Origin of the sequence: Methylomonas koyamae, from assembly GCF_001644025.1 — a bacterium.
Classification (GTDB): domain Bacteria; phylum Pseudomonadota; class Gammaproteobacteria; order Methylococcales; family Methylomonadaceae; genus Methylomonas; species Methylomonas koyamae_A.
In genome coordinates this window covers 39,474-65,659 of sequence record NZ_LUUK01000194.1, presented here as the reverse complement: position 1 = coordinate 65,659, position 26,186 = coordinate 39,474, and the positions used below count along the sequence as shown (strand labels likewise).

The following is a 26,186-nucleotide window of genomic DNA, read 5'->3' as shown; positions in this document are numbered from 1 at the left end:
AACATTAAGTGTCGCGGCGCATGCTCTGGTCCAAGCACCCAGGAAAAGGAGCTATGCGATGAACACTTTGAAATTCATGATTGTTGGCTTGATATTTTCGTCAGCGGTTAGCGCCGACGGTCACGGTTGGCATCACGGCCATCACCACCATGGGCACGGCCCGATAATTCGGGAGCGGATCATCTACATGCCGCCTAGAGTTGTCGAGTACGTACCGGTACCTCGCTATTATGCACCGCCGCCACCGCCGGTCTATTACCGTTACGAACAGCGTTCACCGACAGGACTATTGGGTGGCGTGGTCGGCGGGGCGATGGGTTATCAGTTCGGTGGCGGCGATCCGTTGGCGGCCGGCGTTGGCGCGGCGGCGGGTGCTTGGTTGGGTAACGGGCGTTACTAGTCGGTCGGTTTCCTATGTGCTTGTGCTATGGATTAGTCGACGCTTAACGCCGCGAGAAAACGGTCGAAAGCTAAGCCCATCGCCGGCAGAATGCTGAGCAAGCGATGATCGGCGTCGTACAGATGCAAACGGGCGCCGTGTTCCCGACAAAATCGCCAGGCATGCTCCGGCGGGACCACGTCGTCCCGCCAGCCGTGAAAGACTTCGATATTCGTAGTCCCCGGTGCGAAACGGTCGCGGGCGTACCCCGGCAGATAGAAGGCGGGCGCGATCAGGAACAAACCGTGCGGATTCAGTGTTTCGGCGGCGACCGTGGCGACGTAGGCACCCATGCTCGAACCGACCAAGACCAGCTTATCGTAGGTAGGCAAATTTTCGGCCAGCAGTCGGGAAACCCGCCAGTCCGGATCGTTGTTGGGCCGATAATCGATGCTTTTGAAATGAAACCCGCGCCGCTCGGCGACGTCGGCCAGTGCCAAGGCCTTCTCGCCCCAGGGAATACTGTCCATGCCGTGGTTGTAGATGACTAAGTGTTTCATAGAGACGGGTAACGTTATTTCCGCAAAATCAGATGGCTTAGCAAGCTCAGCAACAGGCTGACGACCAGCATCGACGTGATCGGAATGAAGACTCGACTGTTTTCGGTTTGAATCGAAATATCGCCGGGTAGTTTGCCGAACCAATTCAACAGCCAAGGCGCATGGCTTATTGCCAAGCCGAGCAATAACAGACCGGCGCCGGCAATCGTCAAAATTTTGCCTACCATTAGATTATCCTCCGCCTTTTCAGGCGGACTGCGTTTCAGGCCCAAATCGGCCGGGAGTTTTAATGCGGACTATGCAGGCCGTGCAAGCGGATATTACCACGTTGGCGGTGGATGCCGTCGTCAATGCCGCGAACGCCTCGCTGCAGGGTGGCGGCGGGGTAGACGGTGCGGTACACCGGGCCGCCGGTCCGGCGTTGTTGGCCGCCTGTCGCCGCTTGGACGGCTGTCAGGTTGGGCAGGCGAAACTTACCGAAGGGTTCGGCTTACCGGCCAAATTCGTCATTCATACGGTCGGTCCGGTCTGGCGAGGCGGTTCGCATCGAGAAGCCGAACTACTGGCCGCGTGTTACCACAATTCGTTGACGTTGGCCGGCGAGCACGCTTTGTCGTCTATCGCCTTTCCCTGCATCAGTACCGGCGCTTACGGTTTTCCGATACTAGCCGCCGCCGAAGTAGCGGTAGCGGAGGTTAGCGAGTCTCTTAAGCTAACGCGTTACGAGGTCGACGTGATTTTTTGCTGTTTCGGCGCGGCCGAACTGGCGATATATCGGCATTTGCTGGAACGGGTTTGATCTCATTCGGCAATCGCCACGACTTGCGCGAAGCCGCCGCCGGGCGTCCGGAAGTTGGTGGTTTGGCCTTGATAGAGCCGGGCACAGACCAATTGAGTTTCGCCCCGATACACGTAGTGGCGCAAATCCAGTTTTAAATAGCCGCTGTCCAGGCGGCGTTCGCTGGGTAGGACGATCGATTGGGCAACGTAATCGTTTTGCAGAATGTCCTCGAACACCCGTTTGGTCAGTTTATCCCCCCGATATGCCGCTTTGCTACCGTAGCCGCGGGCGGGCTTGAAGAATAGCCGTTTGCGTTCCGCCCACAAGGCAGCGGCGTTTTCCGATGCGACGGCTATGGTTTTGGCGACGCCTTCGCGCAATACCGCCCGGGTTTGACTATCCACGCCCAGGGTTCGTAAATAATCGTCGTCGCTCAGCAAGATCAGATTGCGCTTGTCGGCGTATAAGGCGTGGTTTCTCGGGTGCGGCGTGACCACGGCGGCGCCGGCCAGGTATGCCGCGCGTAACGCCGCATGCTGGGGTTCGTCCAGGCCGAAATCGGTCAAGCGGTTGTAGATCAGGTCGATTCGGGTTTGCTGGTGCCAGACGCCGCCGTCCCGATATTCCAGAGCACTGGGGTCGAGAATCCAGGCTTGCGAACCGTGCGCTTCGAACAGTTGTTTGAACAGCAAAAACTCCGGATACAAGTATTGTTGTTCGGGTTGCTCGTCGACGATGGCGATGGTCCGTAGAGCTTGAATCCCGCGTTCCGCGCGCCACTCGCTGAGAAACATCTCGACGAAGGCCGCTTCCGGCGCGGGCGGAGTTATGGGCGGGCGGCCCGGTTGCCGATGGTCGGCGACTTCGCAGCAAGTGTCCTGGGCGCGGATCAGCAGGGCATTGATCAGCGCACCGCCGGCGTTGCTATTGATCTCGATCAAACGTGGGCCATCGGTGCCTAGATGGAAGTCGTAACCCAGAAATACACCGGTAGCTTGGGTTTGGTGAGCGGCACTCAGCGGCGCGCGGCTCAATACCTGTTCCCGAAACGCCGGTAATGCGATTACCCGTTCCAGTGCGGCAATGATTTCCGCTTGCCGATCCAGATCCGATTGACTGACGAATACCGGTACGTCGGCGCACAAATGCGGCCGCTCCTCGGTCAGCATGCGGTACAGTGCATCGCCGTTCATCGAGTCCGCTAGTGATTTGCGCAAGGCCTTACGGTTTAACGAAGCGCAGCGGCAGGAGCCGTTCAATTGTTCGGCGCGAAAGGGAATAGTGGCGATAGGCGAAAGCGGCATGGGCATCGGTATTCCGTGGTGGAAGGCAGTTTCGGATTCTGGAAGTTCGGCGTTTTCCGCCGGCATTTCGCTTGGACTGTTCATTGACGGATTATTTCCGCGGGCGCAAAGTTCGAGCCGCGACGATAGCGCGGGTCGAGCCGAACCGAACGCCGGTTAAGGAAATTTGACCGGCCGCCAAAAGTCGCGGAAGATTAGAGAATAGCGATATGTCGGTCAAGCAGCATTTGCGTTTTCAGGCATGCCTTCTGTTGGGGCGTTAGGACGGTTTCGATCAATTTGTACTGGAGTCGCGGGATGAAACAGAAAAAACCACTGGAAGCAGGCGCGGAAATGCCGCAAAAGAAAATCCGTAAACCTAAGTCGGCGAGGATGGCGCCGCCGACCAACGGCGAAATACTGGTTAAAGGTGTGGTGATGGGCATTGTGATTTCCGGCATCAGCCACGCCAGTCGGAGTATCGCCAAAGCTTTTGTCAGGCGCCCGCTGGGCTTGTTCGTGGCAGGCATTGCCAGCGGCTATTTTGCGCACAAATACCGCAAGGAATTATTGACCGTCAGTGGCCGCACCGCCGTGGAAAGTAGAAATTTCATTTTGCGACAAAAAGAGAATTTGGGCGATCTGATTGCCGAAATTCGCGATCCGGACCGCGACGGCGACCGTTAAAGCGATACTTGCGCCGGTTTATACTGGCGTTTGACCTTTTTCGCGGTAGATTGGCGTTTAGTCCAACCGGATATAGAACTCACTACGTCATGGTTATTCATCGCCTTCACCGATCTCAGCATCTGAATGTGGCTCCCGAACAGGCTTGGCGTTTTTTCTCGTCGCCTCAGCATCTCAACGCGATTACCCCGGATTTTTTTCACGTCGATATTGCCTCGCCGGTGCCGGAGGAAATTTATCCTGGTTTACTGATTGCATACCGAATGCGCGCGGTTTTCGGATGGCCGATGGCTTGGTTGTCCGAAGTGTGCTATTGCGAACCGCCGCGACGTTTTGTCTATCAGCAGCGCGTCGGTCCTTTCGCTTTCTTTAGCCACGAAGTAGTTGTGACGCCTTGCCGAAGCGGAGTAGAAGTGGCGGACATCGTGTTTTACTCGATGCGCTGGGGCTGGATGGGTGAATTGTTGCATTACTGCTTGATCGGAATGCGATTACAGCGGATTTTCCAGTGGCGGGCCGAGGTGTTGCAAGCGCGTTGGCCGTTGCCGGCCGTTACTGTTTCAGAAGATTGACTTTTTCCCGCGACAAGCATTAAATCGAACCCTCTCGAATTCATTGCGGAGGCGAGCGACATGGTTGAATCAGACAGTTATCCGTTACAGGCCGGCAATCGAGTCGCCGGTATAGTCGAGCATCTGGACCGCGACGTCGAACGCGGCGAGGATCTGGTGATGTTGGGATATGGTCTCGTGCTGCTGGCGCCGATATTCGCGCCGTTGCTACCGCCGAAAATTCTGTTACCGTTGATGGCCCTGGTGTTTGCGGTGTCGGCAACGGTTGCGCGATGGCATTTTGCCAAAATGGCTAAAAAACTGGCGGTTTCCTCGGCCGGACTGGAGCAACGCGAACTGTGTCAATTGCAGCCGATTGCCGAGGTGTTTGCCGAGCACCCCAGGCAAACCTTGGCGGTGGCGTTCAATCCGTTACGGAATCTGTCGAGGACCGCTAAAAGCGTGCTCGGCGGCATGCTGGTCAACCCGTTCTGGGGACCGATTTTCTACATGTTGGGCTTGCAGTTTGTCGAGGACCGGCATTTTTATCTACTTAACCGTGCCGTTCTCGGCATAGAGCAGAAATTGGGGCGGATACCGATTCGCGATTGAATTCCTTATGGCCGCCACTTTCAGGCTATTGTCCTAAAGTACGGTTATGCACAAAAGCTGTGGATAAGTTTGTGATTAAGCGGTTGCCAATCGCCGCCATTCGCCGTTGCCATTAGGCTGTCATCAAATTGACCAAATTTTGCGCAAGCATTTTTTGACTATGCTTAGTAGGGTTAATCACGGCGTCGAAAACTTTACCGGTCGGAGAGCCTCTCGCAGCCGCTAAAGTTTGCCACGCCGGATCCAGTCCGCCGGCGAATCGGAGAGGGACGCCAGCGAATTCAGAGGCTGCCGCCGGGCGGCGCCATTCACCTTAGCAGCAAGGTTGTGTCATGGAAAATCCTCGAACGCTTACGATAGACGGAAATCAGGCCGCGGCGGCCATCGCCCACAAACTCAACGAAGTCATCGCCATTTATCCGATTACGCCGTCGTCGGCGATGGGCGAATGGGCCGATGAATGGTCGGCGCGCGGCCAAGTCAATCTTTGGGGTACCGTGCCGCAAGTGGTCGAGATGCAGAGCGAGGCCGGCGCGGCCGGCGCGATCCACGGCGCTTTGCAGGCCGGCACGCTGGCGACGACGTTTACCGCGTCGCAAGGCCTGTTGCTGATGCTGCCGAACATGTACAAAATCGCCGGCGAACTGAGTCCGGCGGTGTTTCACATCGCCGCCCGCTCGTTGGCTTGCCAGGGCTTGTCGATCTTCGGCGACCACAGCGACGTGATGTCGGCGCGGATGACCGGTTTCGCGATGCTGTGCTCCAACTCACCCCAGGAAGTCCAGGATTTGGCGCTGATCGCTCACGCGGTCTCGCTGGAAAGCCGAATTCCGTTCATGCATTTCTTCGACGGTTTCCGCACGTCGCACGAGGTGGCGAAAATCGTCGAAGTCGGCGACGATGTGATTCGGGCGATGATAGACGACGCCTGGGTTGCCGCGCATCGCAACCGGGCGCTGACCCCCGACCGGCCGGTACTGCGCGGCACCGCGCAAAACCCCGACGTGTATTTTCAAGGCCGCGAATCGGTCAATCCGTTTTACGCGGCGCTACCGGACATCGCCCAGCGGGCGATGGATCGGTTCGCCGGTTTGACTGGCCGCCAATACCGCTTGTTCGATTACGTCGGCTCGGCGCAAGCCGAGCGGGTGATCGTGCTGCTGGGTTCCGGGGCCGAGGCGGCCGAGGAAACCCTGGATTTTCTGATCCGGCAAGGCGAACAAGTCGGCTTGCTGAAAGTGCGCCTGTACCGGCCGTTTGCCGCCGACCGGCTGATCGCAGCCTTACCGGCCAGTTGCCGCAGAATCGCGGTGCTGGATCGGACCAAGGAGCCGGGCAGCGACGGCGAGCCCTTGTACAAAGACGTGCTGGCGGCGCTGGTTCAGGATTTTGCCGCCGGCGGCAAATTCGCCGCTTTGCCGCGAGTGGTCGGCGGCCGTTACGGCTTGTCCTCCAAGGAATTCACGCCGGGCATGGCCAAGGCGGTCTACGACGAACTCAAGCGCGAAAGGCCCAAGCATCAATTTACCATCGGCATACTCGACGACGTCGGCCATACCAGTTTGGACTGGGACGCCGATTTTCGTACCGACGCCCATGCCGATACCTTTCAGGCGATGTTTTACGGCCTGGGTAGCGACGGCACCGTCAGCGCCAACAAAAACACGATCAAGATCATCGGCGAGGAAACCGATTGGCACGCCCAGGGTTATTTCGTGTACGACTCGAAAAAATCCGGCGCGATTACCGTGTCGCATTTGCGCTTCGGGCCCAAGCAAATTCGCTCGACGTATCTGATCGGCCGGGGCGACGCTCGCTTCATCGGTTGCCATCAAACCATCTTCCTGGAACGTTACGATATGTTGGCTAACGCCGCCGACAACGCGGTGTTTCTGTTGAATAGCGCCGAGCCGGCCGATCGCATCTGGCACAGCCTGCCGGCGACGATGCAGCGGCAGATGTTGGAAAAACGCATCCGCTTTTACGTGATCGACGCCTATGCGGTCGCCGAACAATGCGGCATGGGCAAGCGCATCAATACCATCATGCAAACCTGCTTTTTTGCGATTTCCGGGGTCTTGCCGCAACAGCAGGCGATCGCGGCGGTCAAGCATGCGGTCGAAAAAACCTACGGTAAAAAGGGCCAACGCATCGTCGAACTGAATTTCAAGGCCATTGACGAAACCCTGTCCGGGCTGCATCAGGTCATGTTACCAGGCCGGGCCGATAGCACATTCGATCTACAGGCGCCGGTCGCCGCCAACGCGCCGGACTTCGTGCGCCGAGTCACCGGCGAAATTATCGCCGGCCGCGGTGACGCGTTGCCGGTCAGCGCGATGCCGGCCGACGGCACCTTCCCGACCGGTACCGCCGCCTACGAGAAACGCAATCTGGCGCTGGCGATTCCGGTCTGGGAAACCGACTTGTGTACCCAATGCGGTAAGTGTCCGATGGTCTGTCCGCACGCGGCGATCCGCAGCAAGATATTTTCGACCGACACGGTCGCCGACGCGCCGGCCACCTTCAAGCATGCGGCCATGCTGGGCAAGGACTTCCCGGCCGGCTTATCGATCAGCTATCAAGTCGCGCCCGAGGATTGCACCGGTTGCGGCTTGTGCGTGGATATTTGCCCGATACGCGATAAATCCAACGCCAGCCGCAAGGCGCTGAACATGGCGCCGCAGGCCCCGCTGCGCGAGCCGGAAAGCCAAAACTGGGATTATTTTTTGGGTCTGCCCGAATACGACCGGCGCTTGATCAAGACCAGCACGATCAAGGGAGCGATGGTGCTGCAACCCTTGTTCGAATTTTCCGGTGCTTGCGTCGGTTGCGGCGAGACGCCTTATGTAAAATTGGCCTCGCAACTGTTCGGCGATCGGATGATCGTCGCCAACGCCACCGGTTGTTCGTCGATTTACGGCGGCAATCTGCCGACCACGCCTTGGACCAAAAACGCAGACGGCCGCGGTCCGGCCTGGAGCAACTCGCTGTTCGAGGATAACGCCGAGTTCGGCCTGGGAATGCGGGTGGCGATCGACAAGCAGGCCGAACAGGCCGCCGAGTTGTTGCTGAGTCTGCGCGAAGTGCTGGGCGGCGAATTGGTGGACGGACTGCTGCACGCCGACCAGTCCGACGAAGTCGGTGTCTACGAGCAGCGCCAGCGCATCGGCGAATTGAAGCAGCATTTGCCGTCCTTGAACCAACCGGCCGCCCGAGCCTTGCTGCCGCTGGCCGACTATTTATGCAAAAAAAGCGTGTGGATCATCGGCGGCGACGGCTGGGCCTACGACATCGGTTACGGCGGCTTGGATCACGTGCTGGCCAGCGGGCGCGACGTCAATATTTTGGTGCTGGATACCGAAGTCTATTCCAACACCGGCGGCCAGACGTCCAAGGCCACGCCGCTCGGCGCGGTCGCCAAGTTTTCGGCCGGCGGCAAGGCTACCGCGAAGAAAGACCTGGCGCTGTTGGCGATGGATTACGGCAACGTCTACGTCGCTCATGTGGCCTACGCCGGCAAGGATACCCAGACCATCAGCGCGTTTCTGGAGGCCGAGGCCCACGACGGGCCGTCCATCATCATCGCCTATGCGCCGTGTATCGCCCACGGCGTGGATATGTCCAACAACCACCGCCAGCAAAATCTGGCGGTCAAGAGCGGGCATTGGCCGCTGTTCCGCTTCGACCCGGCCAAGATCAAGCAAGGCAAGAATCCGATGCATCTGGATTCGGCCGAGCCTTCGATTCCGTATCGCGACTTCGTGATGAGCGAAACCCGCTTCAGCATGCTTTGGCAAACCCATCCCGACGATGCGGAAGCCTTCTTGCAACAGGCACAACAGGACGTGAAAAACCGCTACCGCTATTACCAACAATTGGCGGCGCTGGATTGGAGTCAGGCCGCCAGTGTGGCCGCCGCCAAGGCCCAGATCAAAGCCGACATTGCCCCGGAGAGCCAACATGGTTGATTTGACGACTGAATATCTGGGCCTGAAGTTGGCTCATCCGCTGGTGCCGTCGGCATCGCCGCTGGCCAAGGATCTGGACGGCGCCCGCCGCTTGCAGGATGCCGGCGCGTCGGCCATCGTGATGCCGTCGTTGTTCGAGGAAAAAATCGAAGCCGAGCAATTGCAGATGGAACGGTTTTACTACGGCCAAGCCCTAGGATATGGCGAAGCCGACAGCTTTCATCCGGTGCCGGATCAGATCAAAACCTATCAAGAGCGCTATCTCGAGCACTTGCATAAGTTGAAAGGCGAGTTAAGCATCCCGGTGATTGCCAGCCTGAACGGTACTTCGCTGGGCGGTTGGCTGGAATACGGGGTGGCGTTGCAACAGGCCGGGGCCGACGCGCTGGAACTGAATATCTACCATCTGGCGGCCAATGCCGAGGATGACAGCGAAGCGGTCGAGGAGCGTTATCTGCATATACTGCGGGAGCTGAAAAGCCAGATCGACATTCCGTTGACGCTGAAGCTATCGCCGCAATTCAGTTCGCCGCTGCATTTCGTGCGGCGGTTGGCGACGGCGGGCGCGGACGGCGTTGCGCTGTTCAACCGGTTTTACCAGTCGGATATCGATCTGGATACGCTGCAAGTCGTGCCGAAACTGGAATTGTCCACGCCGGCCGAAGCCTTGCTGCGGATACGCTGGACCGCGTTAATGTACGGGCGAGTCAATTTGTCGCTGGCGGTAACGGGCGGCTTTCATCGCGGCGAGGATGTCGTCAAGGCCTTGCTGGCCGGCGCCGACGTCGTGCATTTGTGCAGCGTGTTGCTGGAGCACGGTGCCGACCGGCTGACCGATTTGCTTGACGAATTGCTGATCTGGCTGCGCGAGCACGAATATACCTCGGTCGCGCAAATGAAGGGTAGCGTCAGTCAACAACATGCCATCGACCCAAGTGCCTACGAGCGCGCCAACTATGTGCAGGTGCTGGACAGTTATACGCCGGCCGTCGGCGTGCTGCGCTAGTTTTTGCGTGCGGGACCTGGACGAGTTGTTCGCGGCCTTGTCGAGGGCCGGATTCCGCGCCCAATTTCGCTTGCCGGACAAGGATTTGAAATACCTGCGCGACAAGGGCCTGGACACGGTGTTACGGCATGCCGACGATTTCGTCGCCAAGCGTCTGGCCGCCGCCGAACCGGTCAACGATGGCAAGCAAACCCCGTATCGGGGCCATCCGGTTTTCGTCGCTCAGCACGCCACCGCCTGTTGTTGCCGAACATGCCTGGAAAAATGGCATCGCATTCCGCGCGGCAGAGTTTTGACCGAGCTTGAACGCGCCTATATTCGCGACGTGCTGGGCCGCTGGTTGTCGGGATATCTGTCCGGTCCGTCTTAAGCAGGGGCGAACCGCTAGCCATCCGCTGAAACCGCGCGTTATCGACTAAACTGACGGGGTGTGGCCGGCCGGCCTACTTTGAACGGCGGAGGGCATTGGCCCGGAGACGCGATGCTCGAACATTTCTTCCTGGAACCCAGCGACTTATCATACGGCTTGATGCATGGGCACTTAGATCTTGCGATGGTCGCGTGTTCGGTGCTGATCGCGGTGTTCGCGTCGTTTTGCGCATTGGAAACCATGGCGCGCCAGTCTCACGGTCGGCGTCGAATTTGGTTATTGGCCGGAGCGTTGATGTTGGGTGGTGGCGTCTGGGCCATGCACTTTATCGGGATGTTGGCGTTTCGTTTGGAAGTGCCTGTCGGCTACGATCCCTGGTTGACCTTGCTTTCGTTAGTGCCTGGGATCGTCGCGGCGGGGGCGGCGTTGCGCACGTTGGCGGACAGTGGTGATTCGGCGACCGGAAAAATCCTCGGCGGCGCGATTTTGGCGGCCGGGATCGGCGTGATGCACTTCACCGGCATGGCGGCCGTCCGATTGGATGGCGCCTTGCGCTACGACCGTAGCTTGTTCGTGGCCTCGTTGCTGGTCGCCGTGTTGCTGGCGATTGCCGCGATGTTGTTAAAGCCCTGGCTGAGCCGGCAGCGCCGGGCGGGGTCGCGTGCGAATTGGCTGCCGTCCCTGCTAGGCGGAGTCTGCCTGGGCGGCGCGATTTCCGGCATGCATTACGTGGCGATGGCCGCGGCCAATTTTGTCCGGCGGCCGGCGCAAACCTTGGCGGAATCGGCTGTGACGGTGGACTCGGCCGGCATGGCGATTGGGGTTGCGGTCGTTGTCACGCTCTTGATCGTCGGCGGCGCGACCGTGACTTTTCTGATCGGGCGAATTACCTCGGAACGCTGTCGAATTCAGGCAATTTTGGCATCGACCAGCCAGGGCTTGTTGATGCTGGATCGGGCTGGGGTCGTCACTGGCACCAATCCGGCTATGTTGAGCATGCTTGGTCTCACCGACCCCGAGGTCGTGGGTCGTTCGTTTCGGGATTGGATTGCTTCAGGCGACGCCGACGTGCTACGCGGCGGTTACCGGGGCGAGGTCGGCTTGCGGCGCGCCGATGGTTCAATATTGCCTTGTCTGGCATACGGCAACGATGTCATCGATGAACGCGGCGGCTTGTGGTACCGGTTTGTGTTATTCAGCGATATTTCCGAGCGTAAGCGGCACGAAGCCGATATTCGCGCCAATCAGCAGCGCTTGCTGGACATTCTGGATTTCAGCCCGATCGCAGTGCGGATCGCGACTCGACAGGGGCGGGAAGTGGTGTTTTACAACCAGCGCTACGGAGAGGTTATCGACAATGTCGACGCGACCGGCGACGATCCCGGTCGCTACTACACCCGCCCGGAGGAATACCGGGAAATCTTGGCGGAATTGGCCGAAGGCCGGTGCGTGATGGACAGGCAGGTCGAAATCCGTACCCGCAATGGCCGCACCTTATGGATGTTGGCGTCTTATATGCCGATCGTGTATCGGGACGAAGAGGCTGTGCTGGGCTGGTTCTACGACATTACCGAGCGTATCGAAGCACAGTGCCAGTTGACCCGGCAGTTGCAAGTGCAACGCGAAATCGAAGAGTCGTTGCGAATTGCCAACGCCGAACAGCGGGCGATTTTCGACTCGGCGTCGTCCGGCATTGCGCTGCTGCGCGTCGAGATCGTTTTGCGCTGCAATCGGCAACTGGAAAGCATCTTCGGCTACTCGCCGGGCGAATTGGACGGCCGCTCGACCCATTTGTGGTATGCCGACGACGAGTCTGACCGGATCGGCGGCGAGGCGGCCGACCGAGACATGCTGAACGGCGGCAGCTATAGGCGCGAGCAACAACTGCTGCGCCGCGACGGCAGTCTGTTCTGGGCGCGGGTGACGGCGCGGGCGCTGGACGGCGTCGATCCCGCCAACGGCGTTGTCGCTTTGGTGGATGACATCGGCATCGAACGCGAAGCGGCGGAGGCCTTGCGCAAGGCCAAGGAGCTGGCTGAAGACGGGGCCAAAATGAAGGCGGATTTCTTGGCGAATATGAGCCACGAAATTCGCACGCCGATGAATGCGATCATCGGTTTGAGTCATTTGGCCTTGAAAACCGAGCTTAGCAGCCAACAACGCGACTACTTACAGCGCATCCAGGCATCCAGCCACCATTTGCTCGGCATCATCAACGACATCCTGGATTTCTCTAAGATCGAGGCCGGCAAATTAGCCGTCGAAAATATCGAGTTCGATCTGGAGAGGATGCTGGACACCGTGACCGGCCTGGTGCGGGGTAAGGCCGACGAGAAAGGCTTGGAGCTGATCTGCGACGTGGCGGAAGATGTGCCGATGGTGTTGATCGGCGATCCGCTACGCTTGGGGCAGGTGTTGATCAATTTCGGTTCCAATGCGGTGAAATTTACCGAACACGGCGAAGTCTCCGTCGTGATACGCAAGGACCGGGATAGCGGGCGGGAAGTCAAGCTGCGCTTCGCGGTGCGGGATACCGGTATTGGTCTATCAGGTGAGCAAATTCACGCGCTGTTTCAACCGTTTCGGCAAGGCGATAGTTCGACGACGCGCAAATACGGCGGTACCGGCCTAGGATTGGCGATCTGTAAAAAACTGATCGAATTGATGGGCGGCGAAGTCGGCGTGGACTCGGAGCCGGGCCGAGGCGCGGAATTCTGGTTTACGGTGTGGTTGGGCAAGGGCAAGGAGCGATCCAAGCCGCTGGCCCGGCCGGATTTGCGCGGGAAGCGTTTGCTGGTCGTGGACGACAACGAAAACGCCCGCTCGGTGCTGGTGTCGTTGCTGACCGGCATGTTATTTTCGGCGGATCAGGCCGATTCGGCGGAAACCGCTGTCGCCGCGATCCGCGAGGCGATCAAGGTCGACCGACCGTATGAACTGATTTTCGTGGATTGGCAGATGCCGAAGACCGACGGCATCGCGTTAGCCGGTAACATTCTCGGCATGGGCCTGACTCCGCGCCCCAAGTTGATCCTGGTGACGGCCTACGATCGTCAGGAAGTGTTGGCGGGGGCGAGCGTGGCCGGCATCGACGAAGTACTGATCAAGCCGGTCAACGCTTCATCCCTGTTCGACAGCGTGATTCGAGCGCTGGCTGGCGGTCCCGCGCCGCAATTGGTTTCCGAGTCGATGCCGTTGCCGACTGCGGATTGCGCGGGGCGACTGTTGCTGGTCGAAGACAACGAAATGAATCAGCAGATTGCCCGCGAGTTGTTGCAGAGCTGGGGCTACCGGGTGGATGTGGCCGGCGACGGCGCGGAAGCGCTGACCAAATTGCGCGGCGACAGTTACGACGCGGTGCTGATGGACATGCAAATGCCGATCATGAACGGCGTCGAGGCCACTCGCGAGATTCGCAAAATCCCGGAATTGGTGGATTTGCCGGTGTTGGCGATGACCGCCAACGCGATGTCGCAAGACCGCGACGAGTGCCTGGCGGCGGGGATGAACGACCACATTGCCAAACCGATCGAGCCGGACGATTTACTGGCCTTGTTACAACGTTGGCTGGTGCGGCCGCCGAGACGGCCGCCTGAGCCGACGGCGCGCTCGCCGGTGCCGGAAAACGTGCCTGGCTTGGACAGCGCGGCCGGCTTGCGGCGCATGTTGGGCGAAACCGACTTCTATTTGGCCATGCTGAAAAAATTCGTCGAAGGTCAGGCCGACGCCGCCGAGGCGATCGGCGCGGCCTTGACCGGCGGCGATCGCGAGACCGCGCGGCGCCGGGCGCATACCTTAAAAGGCTTGGCCGGCAACATCGGTGCATTGCCGGTCGCGGAACTGGCGGAGCAATTGGAATCCCGTTTGCGCGGCGGCGAGGCGCTGGACGCATTCGCTCCGCTGTTGGCCGCTATCGGCGATCAACTCCAGGTGCTGTCGGCGGGTTTGCAACCCTGGTTGCCGGAAGAGGCGGCGGTGGAGGCGCCGCCGCCCGCCGCGGGCGAATTTCAGACTGCGTTAAACCGGCTGAAGGCGCTGCTCGGCGACGACGATGCCGAGTCCGGCGATTATCTGGCGGCAAATGCCCAGCTGTTTGCCGGCGCGTTTCCACGGCGGTATGCCGAGCTGCGCAAAGCCGTCGATAACTTCGAATTTGCCAAAGCCTTGGCACTATTGAACGAAACCGACGCGGAAACGGAGTAGCGCCATGCGATCCAACGAACGATTGATACGCCCAACCGTGCTGGTAGTCGACGATACGCCGGACAATCTGGTGTTGATCAGTGGCTTGTTAAAGCCTTATTACCGGGTCAAGGTGGCGGGCAGCGGTCCGCACGGTTTAAGGATCGCCGCCGGCGACGGGCCGCCCGACCTGATCTTGCTGGACGTGATGATGCCGGAAATGGACGGATATGAAGTGTGCCGGCTGTTGAAGGCCGACGTTCGCACCGCCCAAATTCCGGTGATCTTTCTTACCGCGAAGACCGAGCAAGAAGCCGAACGATACGGCTTGGAACTGGGCGCGGTCGATTACATCGCCAAGCCGGTCAGCCCGCCGATCGTGTTGGCCAGGGTCAAGAACCATTTGGCTCTGAAGGCGGCCGCCGATTTTCTGCGCGATCAAAACGCCTTTCTGGAGAACGAAATACGGCGGCGTATCGCGGAAGTACTGGCCATTCAGGATGCCACGATACACGTCGTTACCGCGTTGGCGGAAACCCGCGATCCGGAAACCGGCAATCATATTCGGCGCACCCAGTTTTATGTGAAGGCGCTGGCCGAGGCACTGCTCAGCCAGCCGCGTTTTGCCGGGCGCTTGAACGAAGCCGATGTGGCGATCTTTTGCAAATCGGCGCCGCTGCACGACATCGGCAAGGTCGGCATTCCGGATCGGATTTTGCTGAAGCGCGGCCGGCTAACCCCGGATGAGTTCGAGATCATGAAAACCCATCCGGCGCTGGGTCGCGAGGCCATCGAACGCGCCGAACGACAATTGGGTATGCGGGTCGGCTTTTTGGACGCGGCCAAACAGATCGCCTACGGTCATCACGAAAAATGGGACGGTTCCGGTTATCCCCACGGCTTGTCCGGCGACGCCATTCCGATACCGGCCCGCTTGATGGCCATCGCCGATGTTTACGACGCGTTAATCAGCCGGCGCGTCTACAAACCGCCGATGTCCCACGAATCGGCGTTGGCGACGATGCGCGAGCAGCATGTCGGTCATTTCGATCCGGACATGCTGGCCGAGTTTTTTCGGATAGAAGCGCAAATTCGGGAGATCGCCGAATGCTATGCGGACACCGATCAAGGTCCAGCCACAAATCCCCTTTGAAAATCAATGTAAAAATTCTTACAAATGGATTCCGGGGTTTGTGTCGTTGCAAACATTGCGCCGACCCTTTCCAAGGGCAAATCGGGGTTGTCGAAAAAAAAGTTATTTAAAGTCATAGGTTTATAGATATTTTAGAACTGGCATAGCCTGTGCTACCTCACTTCGTAACCCATCCAAGCGAGGTACTCATCATGGAATTGCCAGTATTAAACGAAACTCCCGCAGCCAGCGCAGGCGGCTGTTCTTCCCACTCTTGCGGTACGTCCGATGACCAACTAGGGCATTTGTCGGACGAGATTCGCTCCAAGGTGGAAAACCATCCGTGTTACTCGGAAGACGCTCACCACTACTTTGCCCGCATGCACGTGGCGGTGGCGCCGGCCTGTAACATCCAGTGCCATTACTGCAACCGCAAATACGATTGCTCTAACGAATCACGTCCCGGCGTGGTTTCGGAATTGCTGACCCCGGAACAGGCGGTGAAGAAAACCATGGCGGTCGCGGCCAATATCCCGCAAATGACCGTGCTGGGCATCGCCGGCCCCGGCGACCCGCTGGCCAATCCGGAACGGACTTTCGAAACCTTCCGCCGCCTCAGCGCCGAAGCGCCGGATATCAAGCTGTGCGTTTCGACCAATGGTCTGGCCTTGCCGGAATCGGTCGAGGAATTGTCCAAACACAATATCGACCACGTCACGATCACGATCAACTGTGTGGATCCGGAAATCGGCGCGCAAATTTATCCTTGGATTTTCTGGGAAAACAAACGCATCAAAGGCGTGAAAGGCGCGAAGATTTTGATCGAGCAGCAACAAAAAGGCCTGGAAATGCTGACAGCTAGAGGCATTCTGGTCAAGGTTAACTCGGTGATGATTCCTGGCGTCAACGACAAGCATTTGGCTGAAGTCAGCAAAATCGTCAAAGCCAAGGGCGCTTTCCTGCACAACGTGATGCCGCTGATCGCCGAAGCCGAGCACGGCACGTTCTACGGCGTGATGGGCCAACGCGGTCCGACCCAAGACGAACTGATGGACCTGCAGGATTCTTGCTCCGGCGACATGAACATGATGCGCCACTGCCGGCAATGCCGGGCCGACGCGGTCGGTCTATTGGGCGAAGACCGCGGCGACGAGTTCACGATGGACAAAATCGAGGCGATGGAAATCGATTACCAGTCCGCGATGGAAAAACGCAAGGTCATCCACGAAGCGATTGCCGAGGAAATGCACAGCAAACGTGCCGCCAAAGCCGAAAAAGCCGCCAGCCATGCCGACGAGCCCAAGCTGAACACCCGCCCGGTATTGATGGCCATCGCCACCAGCGGCCAAGGCGTGATCAACCAGCACTTCGGCCATGCCAAAGAGTTCTTGATCTACGAAGCGTCTCCTGACGGCGTGCGTTTCATGAGCCACCGCAAAACCGATCTGTATTGCAGCGGCGACGAGACTTGCGGCGACGGCGAAAGCGTGTTGCAGCGCACGATCCGGGCGCTGGAAGGTTGCGAAGTGGTGCTGTGTTCGAAAATCGGCTACGAGCCTTGGGACATGCTGGAGCAAGCCGGTATCGTGCCTAACGGCGAGCACGCGATGGAGCCGATCGAAGATGCGGTGATGGCGGTGTACAAGGAATTGGCCGCCGCCGGCAAGTTGGACGAGGTGAAAGACGACCAACGCGCAACCGCGTAACTACGGACCGGATTTACGCCGCGTACGCAAGCAAGGCTTGCGTACGCGGGTAACCCGCCCATTCAGCACACATTCGCCAAGAGGTGACGTCATGGCATTGAAAATTATTGAAACCTGCGTGAACTGCTACGCCTGCGAGCCTTTGTGCCCCAGCAAGGCAATTTATATGTCGGAATCGGCCGGGCATTTTAAAATCAACCCGCGCAAATGCACCGAGTGCGAGGGCGATTACAAAGATACCCAGTGCGCCAGCATTTGCCCGATCGAAGGCGCGATACTCGACGCGCAAGGCATCGCAATCAACCCACCCGGTTCGCTGACCGGTATCCCGCCGGAGCGCATGGCGGAAGCGATGGCGGAACTGCAAGCCCATTGACGGCGATGGCCATCGTCCATTTCTACGAGAAACCGGGTTGTTTGAACAACACCCGGCAGAAGCAGTTGCTTAACGCGGCCGGCCACGTGTTGGTCGTGCATGATTTGTTGCAGCATCCATGGGCCAAACAACCAGACCTGTTGAGGGCGTTTTTTGGCGAAATGCCGGTTGCCGAATGGTTTAACCGTAGTGCGCCGGCCGTCAAGCAAGGCTTGATCGATCCGGATAGTTTGGATGAAGCACAGGCGATCGCGTTGATGGTTGGGCAGCCTTTGCTGATCCGCCGGCCGCTGATGGAAGTCGACGGCACTCGGGTATGCGGCTTCGACGAAGCCCAGGTCGATCGCTGGCTAGGTTTGAAAATACCGTCCGGCAAGGATTTGGAGACGTGTCCTAGGCAGGCCCACGCCGAGGCGTGCAAGCCATGAACACCCTAAAGTTGGAAAACGATGACGGCGTTCCGGTAGCGGTGTCGTTGTCGGAGCGGGTGCATTGGATAGGCGCTTTCGATCCCAATCTGCGTACCTTCGACATCATTCTGAAGACGGCCAACGGCACCAGTTACAACGCCTACATCATTCGCGGCAGCGAAGGTGTCGCGGTCATCGATACCGTGAAGGAAGGTTTTGCCGGCGATTTTTTCGCTCGACTGGAAAGCGTGGCCGATTATTCGGAAATCAAGGTCATCGTTCTGAATCATCTGGAACCGGATCACACCGGCGCGCTGCCGGAATTGATGCGGCGTGCGCCGCAAGCGCAGTTGTTCATCTCGCAAAAAGCGCAATCGATGTTGAAGGGGTTGCTGAAACAGAACGAGTTGAGCTTTACGCCGGTGTTGACCGGCGATTCGGTCTCGCTCGGCGACCGTAGTCTGGAGTTTTTGCACACACCTTACCTGCACTGGCCGGATACTCAGTGCACCTACGCGCCCGAGGAAGCTATCTTGTTTTCCGGCGACGTATTCGGTTGCCATTTTTGCGACAAGCGTTTGTACAACGATTGCGTCGGCGATTTTCGGTTCTCGTTCGAGTATTACTACGCGCACATCATGCGGCCGTTCAAGGAATACGTGGTACGCGCGCTGGAGCTGATCGAGCCGTTGCCGCTGACGCTGATCGCTCCCACGCACGGCCCGATTTTGCGCGACCGGCCGCAGCATTACATCCAGCGCTACCGGCAGTTGTCCAGCCCGGCCCTACATAACGAGCTCAGCCCCAATCAGAAGACTCTGCTGATTTTCTACATCAGTTCCTATGGGAATACCCGGCGCATGGCGGAAGCGATTTACCAAGGCGCGATGCAGGTCGAGGACGTGCGGGTATCGCTGTACGACCTGGAGGGCGGAGAAGTGGCGCCTTTCGTCGATTTGATCGAAGAAGCCGACGGCTTGGTGCTGGGTACGCCGACGATCAACGGCGACGCGGTCAAGCCGATTTGGGATTTGTTGTCCTCGCTGACCGTGGTCAATCTAAAAAACAAGTTGGGCGGGGTGTTTGGCTCCTACGGCTGGACCGGCGAAGGCGTGCGTCTGGTCGAGGACCGTCTGCGCGGCCTGAAATTGCGGGTACCGATTCCCGGTCTGCGGGTGAAACTGATCCCAACCGACGACGAAATTTTGGAATGCAAAGCCTTTGGCTTGGAACTGGCGCAGGAGTTGACCGGCGCCCGAGCCAACCGCACCGTGAATTTCGCCGATTTGGCCTGAAACAACATCGACGCGCGCCGCGCGGACAGGACCGTGTGAGTCTTGCCAGCGATTGTCCCGCTTGTTGAGCAGCACAAGCGGTTTACCGAGTATTCGGCCGGAGCCCCTGGGTTTCGGCCGGGCCGATGCAAGGACGCATCGGTGGATCCACCGTCGAAAGGCGGTGGAAATCGGGGGGCCTTATCGGGCCTCCACAACGAAGATTCGTCAGATTAGGCGGTTTTCGGGATTATTTTCAATACCTTAAGGAGTTTTAGCAATGGCCAAAGCGACCATTACGTTCGAAGATATCAATGTCACTGTCACGGTTCCGGCCGGCACTCGAGTCATCGAAGTGTCTGAAAAAGTCGGGTCTGGGATTACCTACGGCTGCCGAGAAGGTGATTGCGGCACCTGCATCATGAAGGTGACTTCGGGCTGGAATCATTTGACCGAGCCATCGGTGCTGGAAGATAAGGTGCTGCGGGAAAACATGGCCGGCAAACACAATCGTCTGGCTTGTCAGGCGCAAGTGTTGGGCGGTCAAATCTCCGTCAAACCGGTGTAACCCACTTCACAGGAGGCAGACATGGCTTTAGTGACCTTTACCAGTCCCGAATATCGGGATAAAACCGTTTACGCGGTAGCCGGCAGTCACACTCAGACGGTGCTGAAACTGGCTTTGGAAAACAAGATTCCGATTAACTTCGAATGCGAAGACGGAGAGTGCGGTACTTGTTTAGTGCGGGTAACCAGTATCGACAAAAAAAATCAACGCATGGGCGGTCCGCTGACCGAGAAGGAAAAAACCGTGTTGAAAGAAGTCGGTAAGGTAACCGCCGAGGAGTTGGAAAAAATGATCGTCGACGATTTGCCATGCGAGTGGCGTCTGGCCTGCCAGATGATAGTCAGAGACGAAGACATCCGGGTCGAATACTAACTCGGTTAACCCCGGCCGGAGGAAAGTCGATGAGTTGCATACCCGTCCTAGCGTCGCCGGCGGAAGCCGATTTGGCGGCAAAAAACCAGTCCAGGCAGGCGATCCGCGACGATCTTTTGGCCCGTGCCAGCCCGACGCCCAATCGCGTCTGGCTGGCGCAAATTATCGCCAGTTGGGCGGTCGGAGACGGCGTGTTGCCGGACCGAATGGGCTTGGAGCCCGACGATTTCAAGCAGTTGCTGGCGCGGCATTTTTCCGGATATTCGTTAGCGGAAACGGCAGTGTCCGGTAGCGTGCTGGATTACGGTAGGATGCTGGAAAAACAGGATTTGGAAGTGTTGTTGCGGCAATTTGCCGTCGAAGCCGACGATCGGGAAATTTTGATCTCGTTGATCGTTTCGGCTTGCTTGGGCAGCGATCATCTTTGGCAAGATCTCGGATTATGGTCGCGCAAGGACTTGTCCGATATGTTACTGCGGAATTTTCCGGAATTGGTGGCGCGCAACAGCAAGGATATGAAGTGGAAAAAGTTTTTATATAAGCAGCTTTGCGAGGCCGAAGGATTGTATGTCTGTCGGGCGCCCTCCTGCGAGGTTTGTCACGACTACCCACAGTGCTTTGGGCCGGAAGATTAACCGCTCTCGACGAGAAGAGTCGCTCTATTAAGATTTCGTTAAAATACTGGTTTTACCGGAATTGTCACATTTTTAACTTATACTTGTGCTTTTTGCTTGGACGCCGGAGTTTTTCCGGAGGAATGGATAAATGCATTGGTATCGTTGGGCGCTTGTGGCGTTGCTTGGCATTGCGACGCTCGGGCATGCCGAAGAGTTGGACAAGCGGGCTTTGCGCGACCGCTATGACGAACTCAAGCAGCATTACGAAGGGTTAAAACGGCGGGGGTTCGATTTGCGAGTGACCGACGCTCAGGTGCAAGCCATCGAGCAAGCTCGCCAACACAACGATTTGCGCGGATTAGCCGCTGCTCTCTCCGAGCTGGACGCGACGTTTCAAACCCTCGAACAGCCCAAGCCCACCCAAAGCGACGCAGGCGCGCCAAGCGCTGCAATCCAGTCGCCGGTAGCGACCTCTCCGTTATCCACTAGTCCCGTCAAGGCGCAACGTGCCGTCATCAGAACGCTGGCGTCGAACGCCACGTTTCGCCAACTTCTAGCCTATAAGGGCAATCCCCGCCGTATCGATGCCAGCGGGGCGGCCGGGCGGAATATCGACGAGTTTTCCGATGTCGCGGCTCAGCGCGATGCCGGCTGGGTATTGGCGCTGGCTTTGGTGGAAGCCAATCCCGAATTGTTTGAAAAAGCGGCGCGGGCTGCGGAATTTGCGTTCGGCAAGCAAGATCCGAGCGGATATTTTCATAATGGCCAGGGTGCATCGCCGCGCACGGCGATCAATGCCGACACTTTTTTTCTGCAAGCTTACGGGCAAATGCTGTGGATACTGAAAGAGGATAACAGCCAGCCGGCCTATACAGCGCGCTTGGAAGCTTTGTTGCCTAAGGTCCGCCAGGCGATGGCTTGGCTTAGACAAAATACCGATGAAATGCTGCGCCAAGATGGTCACACCGCCAACCGACTGGTGTTTGATGCGCTGGCATTTCAGTTGAACGGCAAATTGTTGGACGATCCTAGTTTGGTTGCGATTGGTAACGGATTTTTGCGCGACGTGGTGGCGGCTCAACGCGGCGATGGCGTATTCGTCGAAAAGGGCGGTCACGATAGTAGCTACCAGGCTGTCACATTGATGAATCTGCAAATTGCCTGGTCCTATTCCGACGATGCTCGTTTGCGCCAGCAGTTGTTCGACGCGGTGCGCTTGGGTATGGCTTGGTTGAAACCGCGTATTCTGACTAGCGGCGAAGTGTCGGCCGAAGGCAATACGCGTACCGGCCTGGGCCAGGAAAGTTTCTTCGGCAAGGTCAAGGAAATCAATTATGGCGAAGTCGCCTATTGCCTTTACTACTGGTCGGTGATCGCGGACGATGCCGAGGCGGGCCGTCTGGCCGACAGCGTGATGGCATTTGCGCTTAAGCACGGTTGATCTAAAGTTTTAGGGTGCGGAATCGGCGATTCCGCGTTTATGTTCTGTGGGGATGAGTTATTCGGGAAGAAAATGGAAAATACACTGAATTTTGCGTTATTGGGTTGCGGTCGGATTGCCTCTCGGCATGCGGAGGTACTGTCGGGACCCGTGGAAGGCGCTAGATTGGTGGCGGTTTGCGACGTCACCGAGGAACGGGCGGAATTGTTCGGCAGCAAATACGGCGTGCCGCACTTCACCGACCTGCACGAAATGATGGCGGCGATGGGCGACAAGATTGATGTGATCAACGTGCTGACGCCGACCGGTTGCCATGCTCAGCACGTGTTGGAAGTCGTTGAATACAAAAAGCACGTGGTCGTCGAAAAACCGATGGCGTTAACGTTGGACGATGCCGAGGCAATGATCGAGGCTTGCGATCGTGCCCAAGTCAAACTGTTCGTCGTCAAGCAAAATCGATACAACGTGCCGGTGCAAAAGCTGCATCAAGCGATGAAGGCCGGGCGTTTCGGCAAGATTGCGATGGCCACCGCGCGAGTGCGCTGGATGCGCAATCAGGCCTATTACGATCAGGACGGCTGGCGCGGCACTTGGTTGTGGGACGGCGGCGTGTTTTCCAATCAAGCCAGTCACCACGTGGATTTACTGACCTGGCTTTGCGGCGACGTCGATTCGGTGTTCGCATACACCGCGCGTAGTCTGGTGGATATCGAAGTCGAGGATACCGGCGTCGCGGTGCTACGCTTCCGTAACGGCGCGCTGGGCGTCATCGAAGCCACCACGGCGGCCCGGCCGAAAGATTTGGAGGCGTCGATCAACATCCTTGGCGAACACGGTACTGTCGAGATCGGCGGTTTCGCCGTTAACCAGATGAAGACGTGGTTGTTCGAAGAGCCGACGCCCGACGACGAGCTGGTGTTGCAAGAGTTCAACCAGAATCCGCCCAACGTCTATGGCTTCGGTCATTTGGAATATTTGCGCAACGTGGTGCACGTGATCAATCACGGCGGCGGTGCGATGGTGGACGGTCTCGAAGGCTTGAAGTCGTTGCGCTTGATCAGCGCGATTTACGAGTCCGCCGCGACCAGTCGCGAAGTCTGGTTGCGCTTTCAGCCGACGCATAGTCGACTGGGCCGGGCGGAAATGCGCAGACGGAGCGACACGGCCGAGGATCTTCGTAAACCGCGCAAGTAACCCCTTCAGTTTTTCGACCCACGAGATTTTTAATTCATGTCCAATTCAGAAAATTCGCAGTCGTCGGCCAGCGTGGCGCCGACTGCCATCGTCCACCCCAACGTCAAGCTCGGCAAGAACGTCGTCATCGAGGATTTTTGCATCATCGGTTATCCGCCCAAGGGCTATCAGCCCGGCGAACTGGAGACCGTCATCGGCGACCATACTCACATCCGTTCCAACACGATCATTTACGCCGGCGCGGCGCTGGGTAGCCATTGCCATGTCAGTCATTACGTGTTCATTCGCGAGAATACCAACCTCGGCGATCATTGTTCGGTCGGCGTCAATGTCGTCATCGAGCACCACTGCCAGATCGGCAACAACGTGCGTCTGCAGGCCCAAGCCGGTTTGTGCGAATACACCGTGCTGGAGGACGATGTCTGGCTGGGGCCTAGAGTCATCACCACTAACGTGCCGCATCCGACTTGCGACAAAGCCAAGGAATGTCTGAACGGACCGGTGATCCGCCGCGGCGCGATTTTGGGCGCGGCCGTGACGGTCAGTCCGAATCTCGAAATCGGTGAACGGGTTTTGGTTGGGGCCGGCAGTGTGATCACCAAATCGACCGAGGACGGCGCGATTTTGTTCGGCGTGCCGGCCAAGAAGATCGGCGAGGTCGAGGGCGTTAAATGCCAGTACGAGTTGATGCCGCAAAGTCCGTACAAAACCGACGGAGCCGCGCCGACCGATGCGCCCGCCCGGCGCGTGCCGTTTGCCGATCTCGGTGCCCAGTATCAGCGCCACAAACAGGAATTCCGTCTGGCGATGGATCGGGTGATTTTGAACAATCGCTTTATCAACGGTCAGGAAGTCGCCGAATTCGAGCAAAGTTTTGCCAGCTATTGCAAAACCGCTTACGCGATCGGCGTCGGCAGCGGTACCGATGCGCTGGAACTGGCCTTGATGGGCTTGGGCATAGGCCAAGGCGACGAGGTCATCACGACGCCGCACACCTTTATCGCGACCGCCGAAGCGATCGCCTTGTCCGGTGCCACCCCGGTATTTGCCGACATCGATCCGCTGACTTATCAAATCGATCCGGCCGCGTTGGAAAGCAAAATCACCGCCAAAACTAAGGCGATCATTCCGGTGCATCTGTATGGGCATCCGGCACCGATGCCGGAAATTCTGGCGATTGCCAAAAAACACGGATTACGGGTTATAGAAGACGTGGCGCAGGCGCACGGCGCGACGATCAACGGCCAGACCGTCGGCGGTATCGGCGATGTCGGTTGTTTCTCGTTCTATCCCGGTAAAAATTTGGGGGCCTACGGCGATGCCGGCGCGGTGACCACCAACGATTCCGAATTGGCGGCCAGAATCGCCAAACTGCGCGATCACGGCCGTTCGACTAAATATTTGCATGAAATCGTTGGCCGCAATAGTCGTTTGGATACCTTGCAGGCGGCGTTACTCAACGTCAAACTCAAGCATTTGCCGAAATGGACCGCCAGTCGGCAGGCCGCCGCCGCCCATTATCAAGAAAAGCTGGCCGGTTTACCGTTAACGTTGCCGGCCGTCGCGGAAGGTTGCGAGCCGGTTTACCACTTGTACGTGGTGCGTTGCCAGGATAGGGACGGATTGTCCGCCTTTCTGAAAGCCAACGGCATCGACAGCGGCGTGCATTATCCGACACCGTTGCATTTGCAGCCGGCGCTGGCTTACCTGGGCTACTCGGCCGGCGATTTTCCGCGTACCGAGGAGGCCGCCGCCAACATTTTGTCGTTGCCGATGTTCCCGGAAATCACCCGCGATCAGATCGATTACGTCGCGGCAACGATACAGCGTTTTTTCCAGGCATAAGGCGGCGACATGGCGGCTCCGGAATTATCCATTGTCACCTCGGCGTATAACGAGGTCGGTAACGTCGAACGCTTTCTGAGCGGGGCGTTGCAAGCTGTCGAAAATCTGGGCGTGTCGGCCGAGATCGTGTTTTTCGACGACGGCAGCACCGACGGTACCGGCGCGGCGGTGGCGGCCTTTGCCGGCCGCTCCGGCGACGTTCCGATCAAATTGGTCAGCCGGCCGCACAAGATGGGGATTACCGCGACGATTGTCGATACCTATCCCAACACCGCCGGCCGCTACGTGTGTCTGGTGCCGTCCGATCTGGAGTCCTTGCCGGAAGACGACATCCCGGTGCTGTACGGCGCGATGGACGACGAGACCGACGTGGTGGTCGGCTGGCGGAAGGATAGAGGCGACGGCAAATTGTTGGCTTCGAAAATCTACAATTGGATCAACTGGTACTTGTTTGGGGTGCGCTTGCACGACATGAACTGGATCAAGTTGATTCGCCGCGAAAAGCTGAGCGATTTGCGGCTGCGTTCCGATTGGCACCGGTTTTTGGTGCCTATCCTGGCGCAGAAACGCGGCTGCCGCTTTAAGGAAGTGGTTACTCAGTGGCATCAACGCCGTTACGGCCGATCCAATTTTGGACTCAAGCGTTTTTCGATCGCTATCGCCGATCTGGTGACGGTTAAATTATTGCTGGCTTACGGCGATCGGCCCTTGCTGTTTTTCGGTTATTGCGCGGTAGCGGCGCTGGCGATTGCCTTGCTCGGTCAGGGTGTGCTCGGCGGTGTCGCGGCGACCGGATTGGCGTTGACCAGCGTGTTATTGCTGGCCATTGGCGCCGCCGTCGAATTCATTTTAAAAACCGGAGATCGCTAAAC

24 protein-coding genes are annotated in these 26,186 nt (G+C 58.2%); 21 read left to right on the top strand and 3 right to left on the bottom strand.

The features are described from left to right. Window positions 1-58 precede the first annotated feature (58 nt). Window positions 59-400 (top strand): hypothetical protein, encoded by a 342-nt coding sequence (locus A1355_RS18140; RefSeq protein ID WP_064030683.1) that lies wholly within the window; start codon window positions 59-61, stop codon window positions 398-400. A 32-nt stretch (window positions 401-432) separates the two neighbouring features. Here the strand turns inward: A1355_RS18140 and A1355_RS18135 are convergent, their stop codons facing one another. Together A1355_RS18135 and A1355_RS18130 are read right to left on the bottom strand one after the other, a co-directional pair. Next, window positions 433-939 (bottom strand): YqiA/YcfP family alpha/beta fold hydrolase, encoded by a 507-nt coding sequence (locus tag A1355_RS18135; protein WP_064030682.1) that lies wholly within the window; start codon window positions 937-939, stop codon window positions 433-435. A gap of 14 nt (window positions 940-953) precedes the next feature. After that, window positions 954-1,166, bottom strand: a complete 213-nt coding sequence (locus tag A1355_RS18130) for a DUF2905 family protein (protein ID WP_064030738.1) — start codon at window positions 1,164-1,166, stop codon at window positions 954-956. A gap of 62 nt (window positions 1,167-1,228) precedes the next feature. On the opposite strand from A1355_RS18130, the gene A1355_RS18125 reads away from it, so the two are divergent. Continuing rightward, window positions 1,229-1,738, top strand: coding sequence for an O-acetyl-ADP-ribose deacetylase (locus A1355_RS18125; protein ID WP_064030681.1), 510 nt, complete (start codon window positions 1,229-1,231; stop codon window positions 1,736-1,738). A 2-nt stretch (window positions 1,739-1,740) separates the two neighbouring features. On the opposite strand, the gene A1355_RS18120 is transcribed toward A1355_RS18125, so the two are convergent. Then, entirely contained in the window at window positions 1,741-3,108 is a 1,368-nt protein-coding gene (locus A1355_RS18120; RefSeq protein WP_231883719.1) for a hypothetical protein, read from the bottom strand. Window positions 3,109-3,321: 213 nt separating this feature from the next. Between A1355_RS18120 and A1355_RS18115 the strand changes: the two genes are divergently transcribed. The 19 genes from A1355_RS18115 to A1355_RS18025 all read left to right on the top strand — a co-directional run bounded on the left by A1355_RS18115 (window position 3,322) and on the right by A1355_RS18025 (window position 26,184). Next, window positions 3,322-3,690, top strand: a complete 369-nt coding sequence (locus A1355_RS18115) for a hypothetical protein (protein WP_082885634.1) — start codon at window positions 3,322-3,324, stop codon at window positions 3,688-3,690. Between the two features lie 128 nt (window positions 3,691-3,818). Then, window positions 3,819-4,262, top strand: coding sequence for an SRPBCC family protein (locus A1355_RS18110; protein WP_331710126.1), 444 nt, complete (start codon window positions 3,819-3,821; stop codon window positions 4,260-4,262). 60 nt (window positions 4,263-4,322) lie between these two features. Then, complete coding sequence (locus tag A1355_RS18105; RefSeq protein WP_064030679.1) at window positions 4,323-4,853, top strand: hypothetical protein; 531 nt, start codon at window positions 4,323-4,325, stop codon at window positions 4,851-4,853. Window positions 4,854-5,185: 332 nt separating this feature from the next. Further along, window positions 5,186-8,821 (top strand): pyruvate:ferredoxin (flavodoxin) oxidoreductase, encoded by a 3,636-nt coding sequence (gene nifJ, locus A1355_RS18100; protein ID WP_064030678.1) that lies wholly within the window; start codon window positions 5,186-5,188, stop codon window positions 8,819-8,821. After that, window positions 8,814-9,827 carry a dihydroorotate dehydrogenase-like protein gene (locus A1355_RS18095; protein WP_064030677.1) on the top strand — a complete coding sequence of 338 codons (1,014 nt, stop codon included), beginning with the start codon at window positions 8,814-8,816 and terminating at the stop codon, window positions 9,825-9,827. Before nifJ ends, A1355_RS18095 begins: the two co-directional genes overlap by 8 nt. A gap of 7 nt (window positions 9,828-9,834) precedes the next feature. Next, complete coding sequence (locus tag A1355_RS18090) at window positions 9,835-10,197, top strand: DUF4186 domain-containing protein (protein WP_064030676.1); 363 nt, start codon at window positions 9,835-9,837, stop codon at window positions 10,195-10,197. 111 nt (window positions 10,198-10,308) lie between these two features. Continuing rightward, complete coding sequence (locus A1355_RS18085; RefSeq protein WP_064030675.1) at window positions 10,309-14,400, top strand: response regulator; 4,092 nt, start codon at window positions 10,309-10,311, stop codon at window positions 14,398-14,400. A gap of 4 nt (window positions 14,401-14,404) precedes the next feature. Further along, complete coding sequence (locus tag A1355_RS18080) at window positions 14,405-15,532, top strand: response regulator (protein ID WP_064030674.1); 1,128 nt, start codon at window positions 14,405-14,407, stop codon at window positions 15,530-15,532. A gap of 191 nt (window positions 15,533-15,723) precedes the next feature. After that, window positions 15,724-17,217 carry a nitrogenase cofactor biosynthesis protein NifB gene (gene nifB / locus A1355_RS18075; protein WP_064030673.1) on the top strand — a complete coding sequence of 498 codons (1,494 nt, stop codon included), beginning with the start codon at window positions 15,724-15,726 and terminating at the stop codon, window positions 17,215-17,217. A gap of 91 nt (window positions 17,218-17,308) precedes the next feature. Then, complete coding sequence (locus tag A1355_RS18070) at window positions 17,309-17,593, top strand: 4Fe-4S dicluster domain-containing protein (protein WP_064030672.1); 285 nt, start codon at window positions 17,309-17,311, stop codon at window positions 17,591-17,593. A 5-nt stretch (window positions 17,594-17,598) separates the two neighbouring features. Next, complete coding sequence (locus tag A1355_RS18065) at window positions 17,599-18,021, top strand: ArsC/Spx/MgsR family protein (protein WP_064030671.1); 423 nt, start codon at window positions 17,599-17,601, stop codon at window positions 18,019-18,021. After that, window positions 18,018-19,298 carry an FprA family A-type flavoprotein gene (locus tag A1355_RS18060; protein WP_064030735.1) on the top strand — a complete coding sequence of 427 codons (1,281 nt, stop codon included), beginning with the start codon at window positions 18,018-18,020 and terminating at the stop codon, window positions 19,296-19,298. Before A1355_RS18065 ends, A1355_RS18060 begins: the two co-directional genes overlap by 4 nt. A 259-nt stretch (window positions 19,299-19,557) precedes the next feature. Next, window positions 19,558-19,845, top strand: coding sequence for a 2Fe-2S iron-sulfur cluster-binding protein (locus tag A1355_RS18055; RefSeq protein WP_064030670.1), 288 nt, complete (start codon window positions 19,558-19,560; stop codon window positions 19,843-19,845). A 21-nt stretch (window positions 19,846-19,866) separates the two neighbouring features. Then, window positions 19,867-20,217: a 2Fe-2S iron-sulfur cluster-binding protein gene (locus A1355_RS18050; protein ID WP_064030669.1), complete on the top strand. Its 351-nt coding sequence runs from the start codon at window positions 19,867-19,869 to the stop codon at window positions 20,215-20,217. Window positions 20,218-20,246: 29 nt separating this feature from the next. Then, complete coding sequence (locus A1355_RS18045) at window positions 20,247-20,852, top strand: nitrogen fixation protein NifQ (protein WP_064030668.1); 606 nt, start codon at window positions 20,247-20,249, stop codon at window positions 20,850-20,852. Window positions 20,853-20,982: 130 nt separating this feature from the next. Continuing rightward, the gene (locus A1355_RS18040; protein WP_064030667.1) at window positions 20,983-22,275 is read left to right on the top strand and encodes a hypothetical protein; all 1,293 of its coding nucleotides are present in this window, start codon (window positions 20,983-20,985) and stop codon (window positions 22,273-22,275) included. 72 nt (window positions 22,276-22,347) lie between these two features. Beyond that, window positions 22,348-23,469 carry a Gfo/Idh/MocA family protein gene (locus A1355_RS18035; RefSeq protein ID WP_064030666.1) on the top strand — a complete coding sequence of 374 codons (1,122 nt, stop codon included), beginning with the start codon at window positions 22,348-22,350 and terminating at the stop codon, window positions 23,467-23,469. A gap of 36 nt (window positions 23,470-23,505) precedes the next feature. Continuing rightward, entirely contained in the window at window positions 23,506-25,314 is a 1,809-nt protein-coding gene (locus tag A1355_RS24755) for an aminotransferase class I/II-fold pyridoxal phosphate-dependent enzyme (RefSeq protein ID WP_082885633.1), read from the top strand. 9 nt (window positions 25,315-25,323) lie between these two features. After that, window positions 25,324-26,184, top strand: a complete 861-nt coding sequence (locus A1355_RS18025) for a glycosyltransferase family 2 protein (RefSeq protein WP_064030665.1) — start codon at window positions 25,324-25,326, stop codon at window positions 26,182-26,184. Window positions 26,185-26,186: the final 2 nt, after the last annotated feature.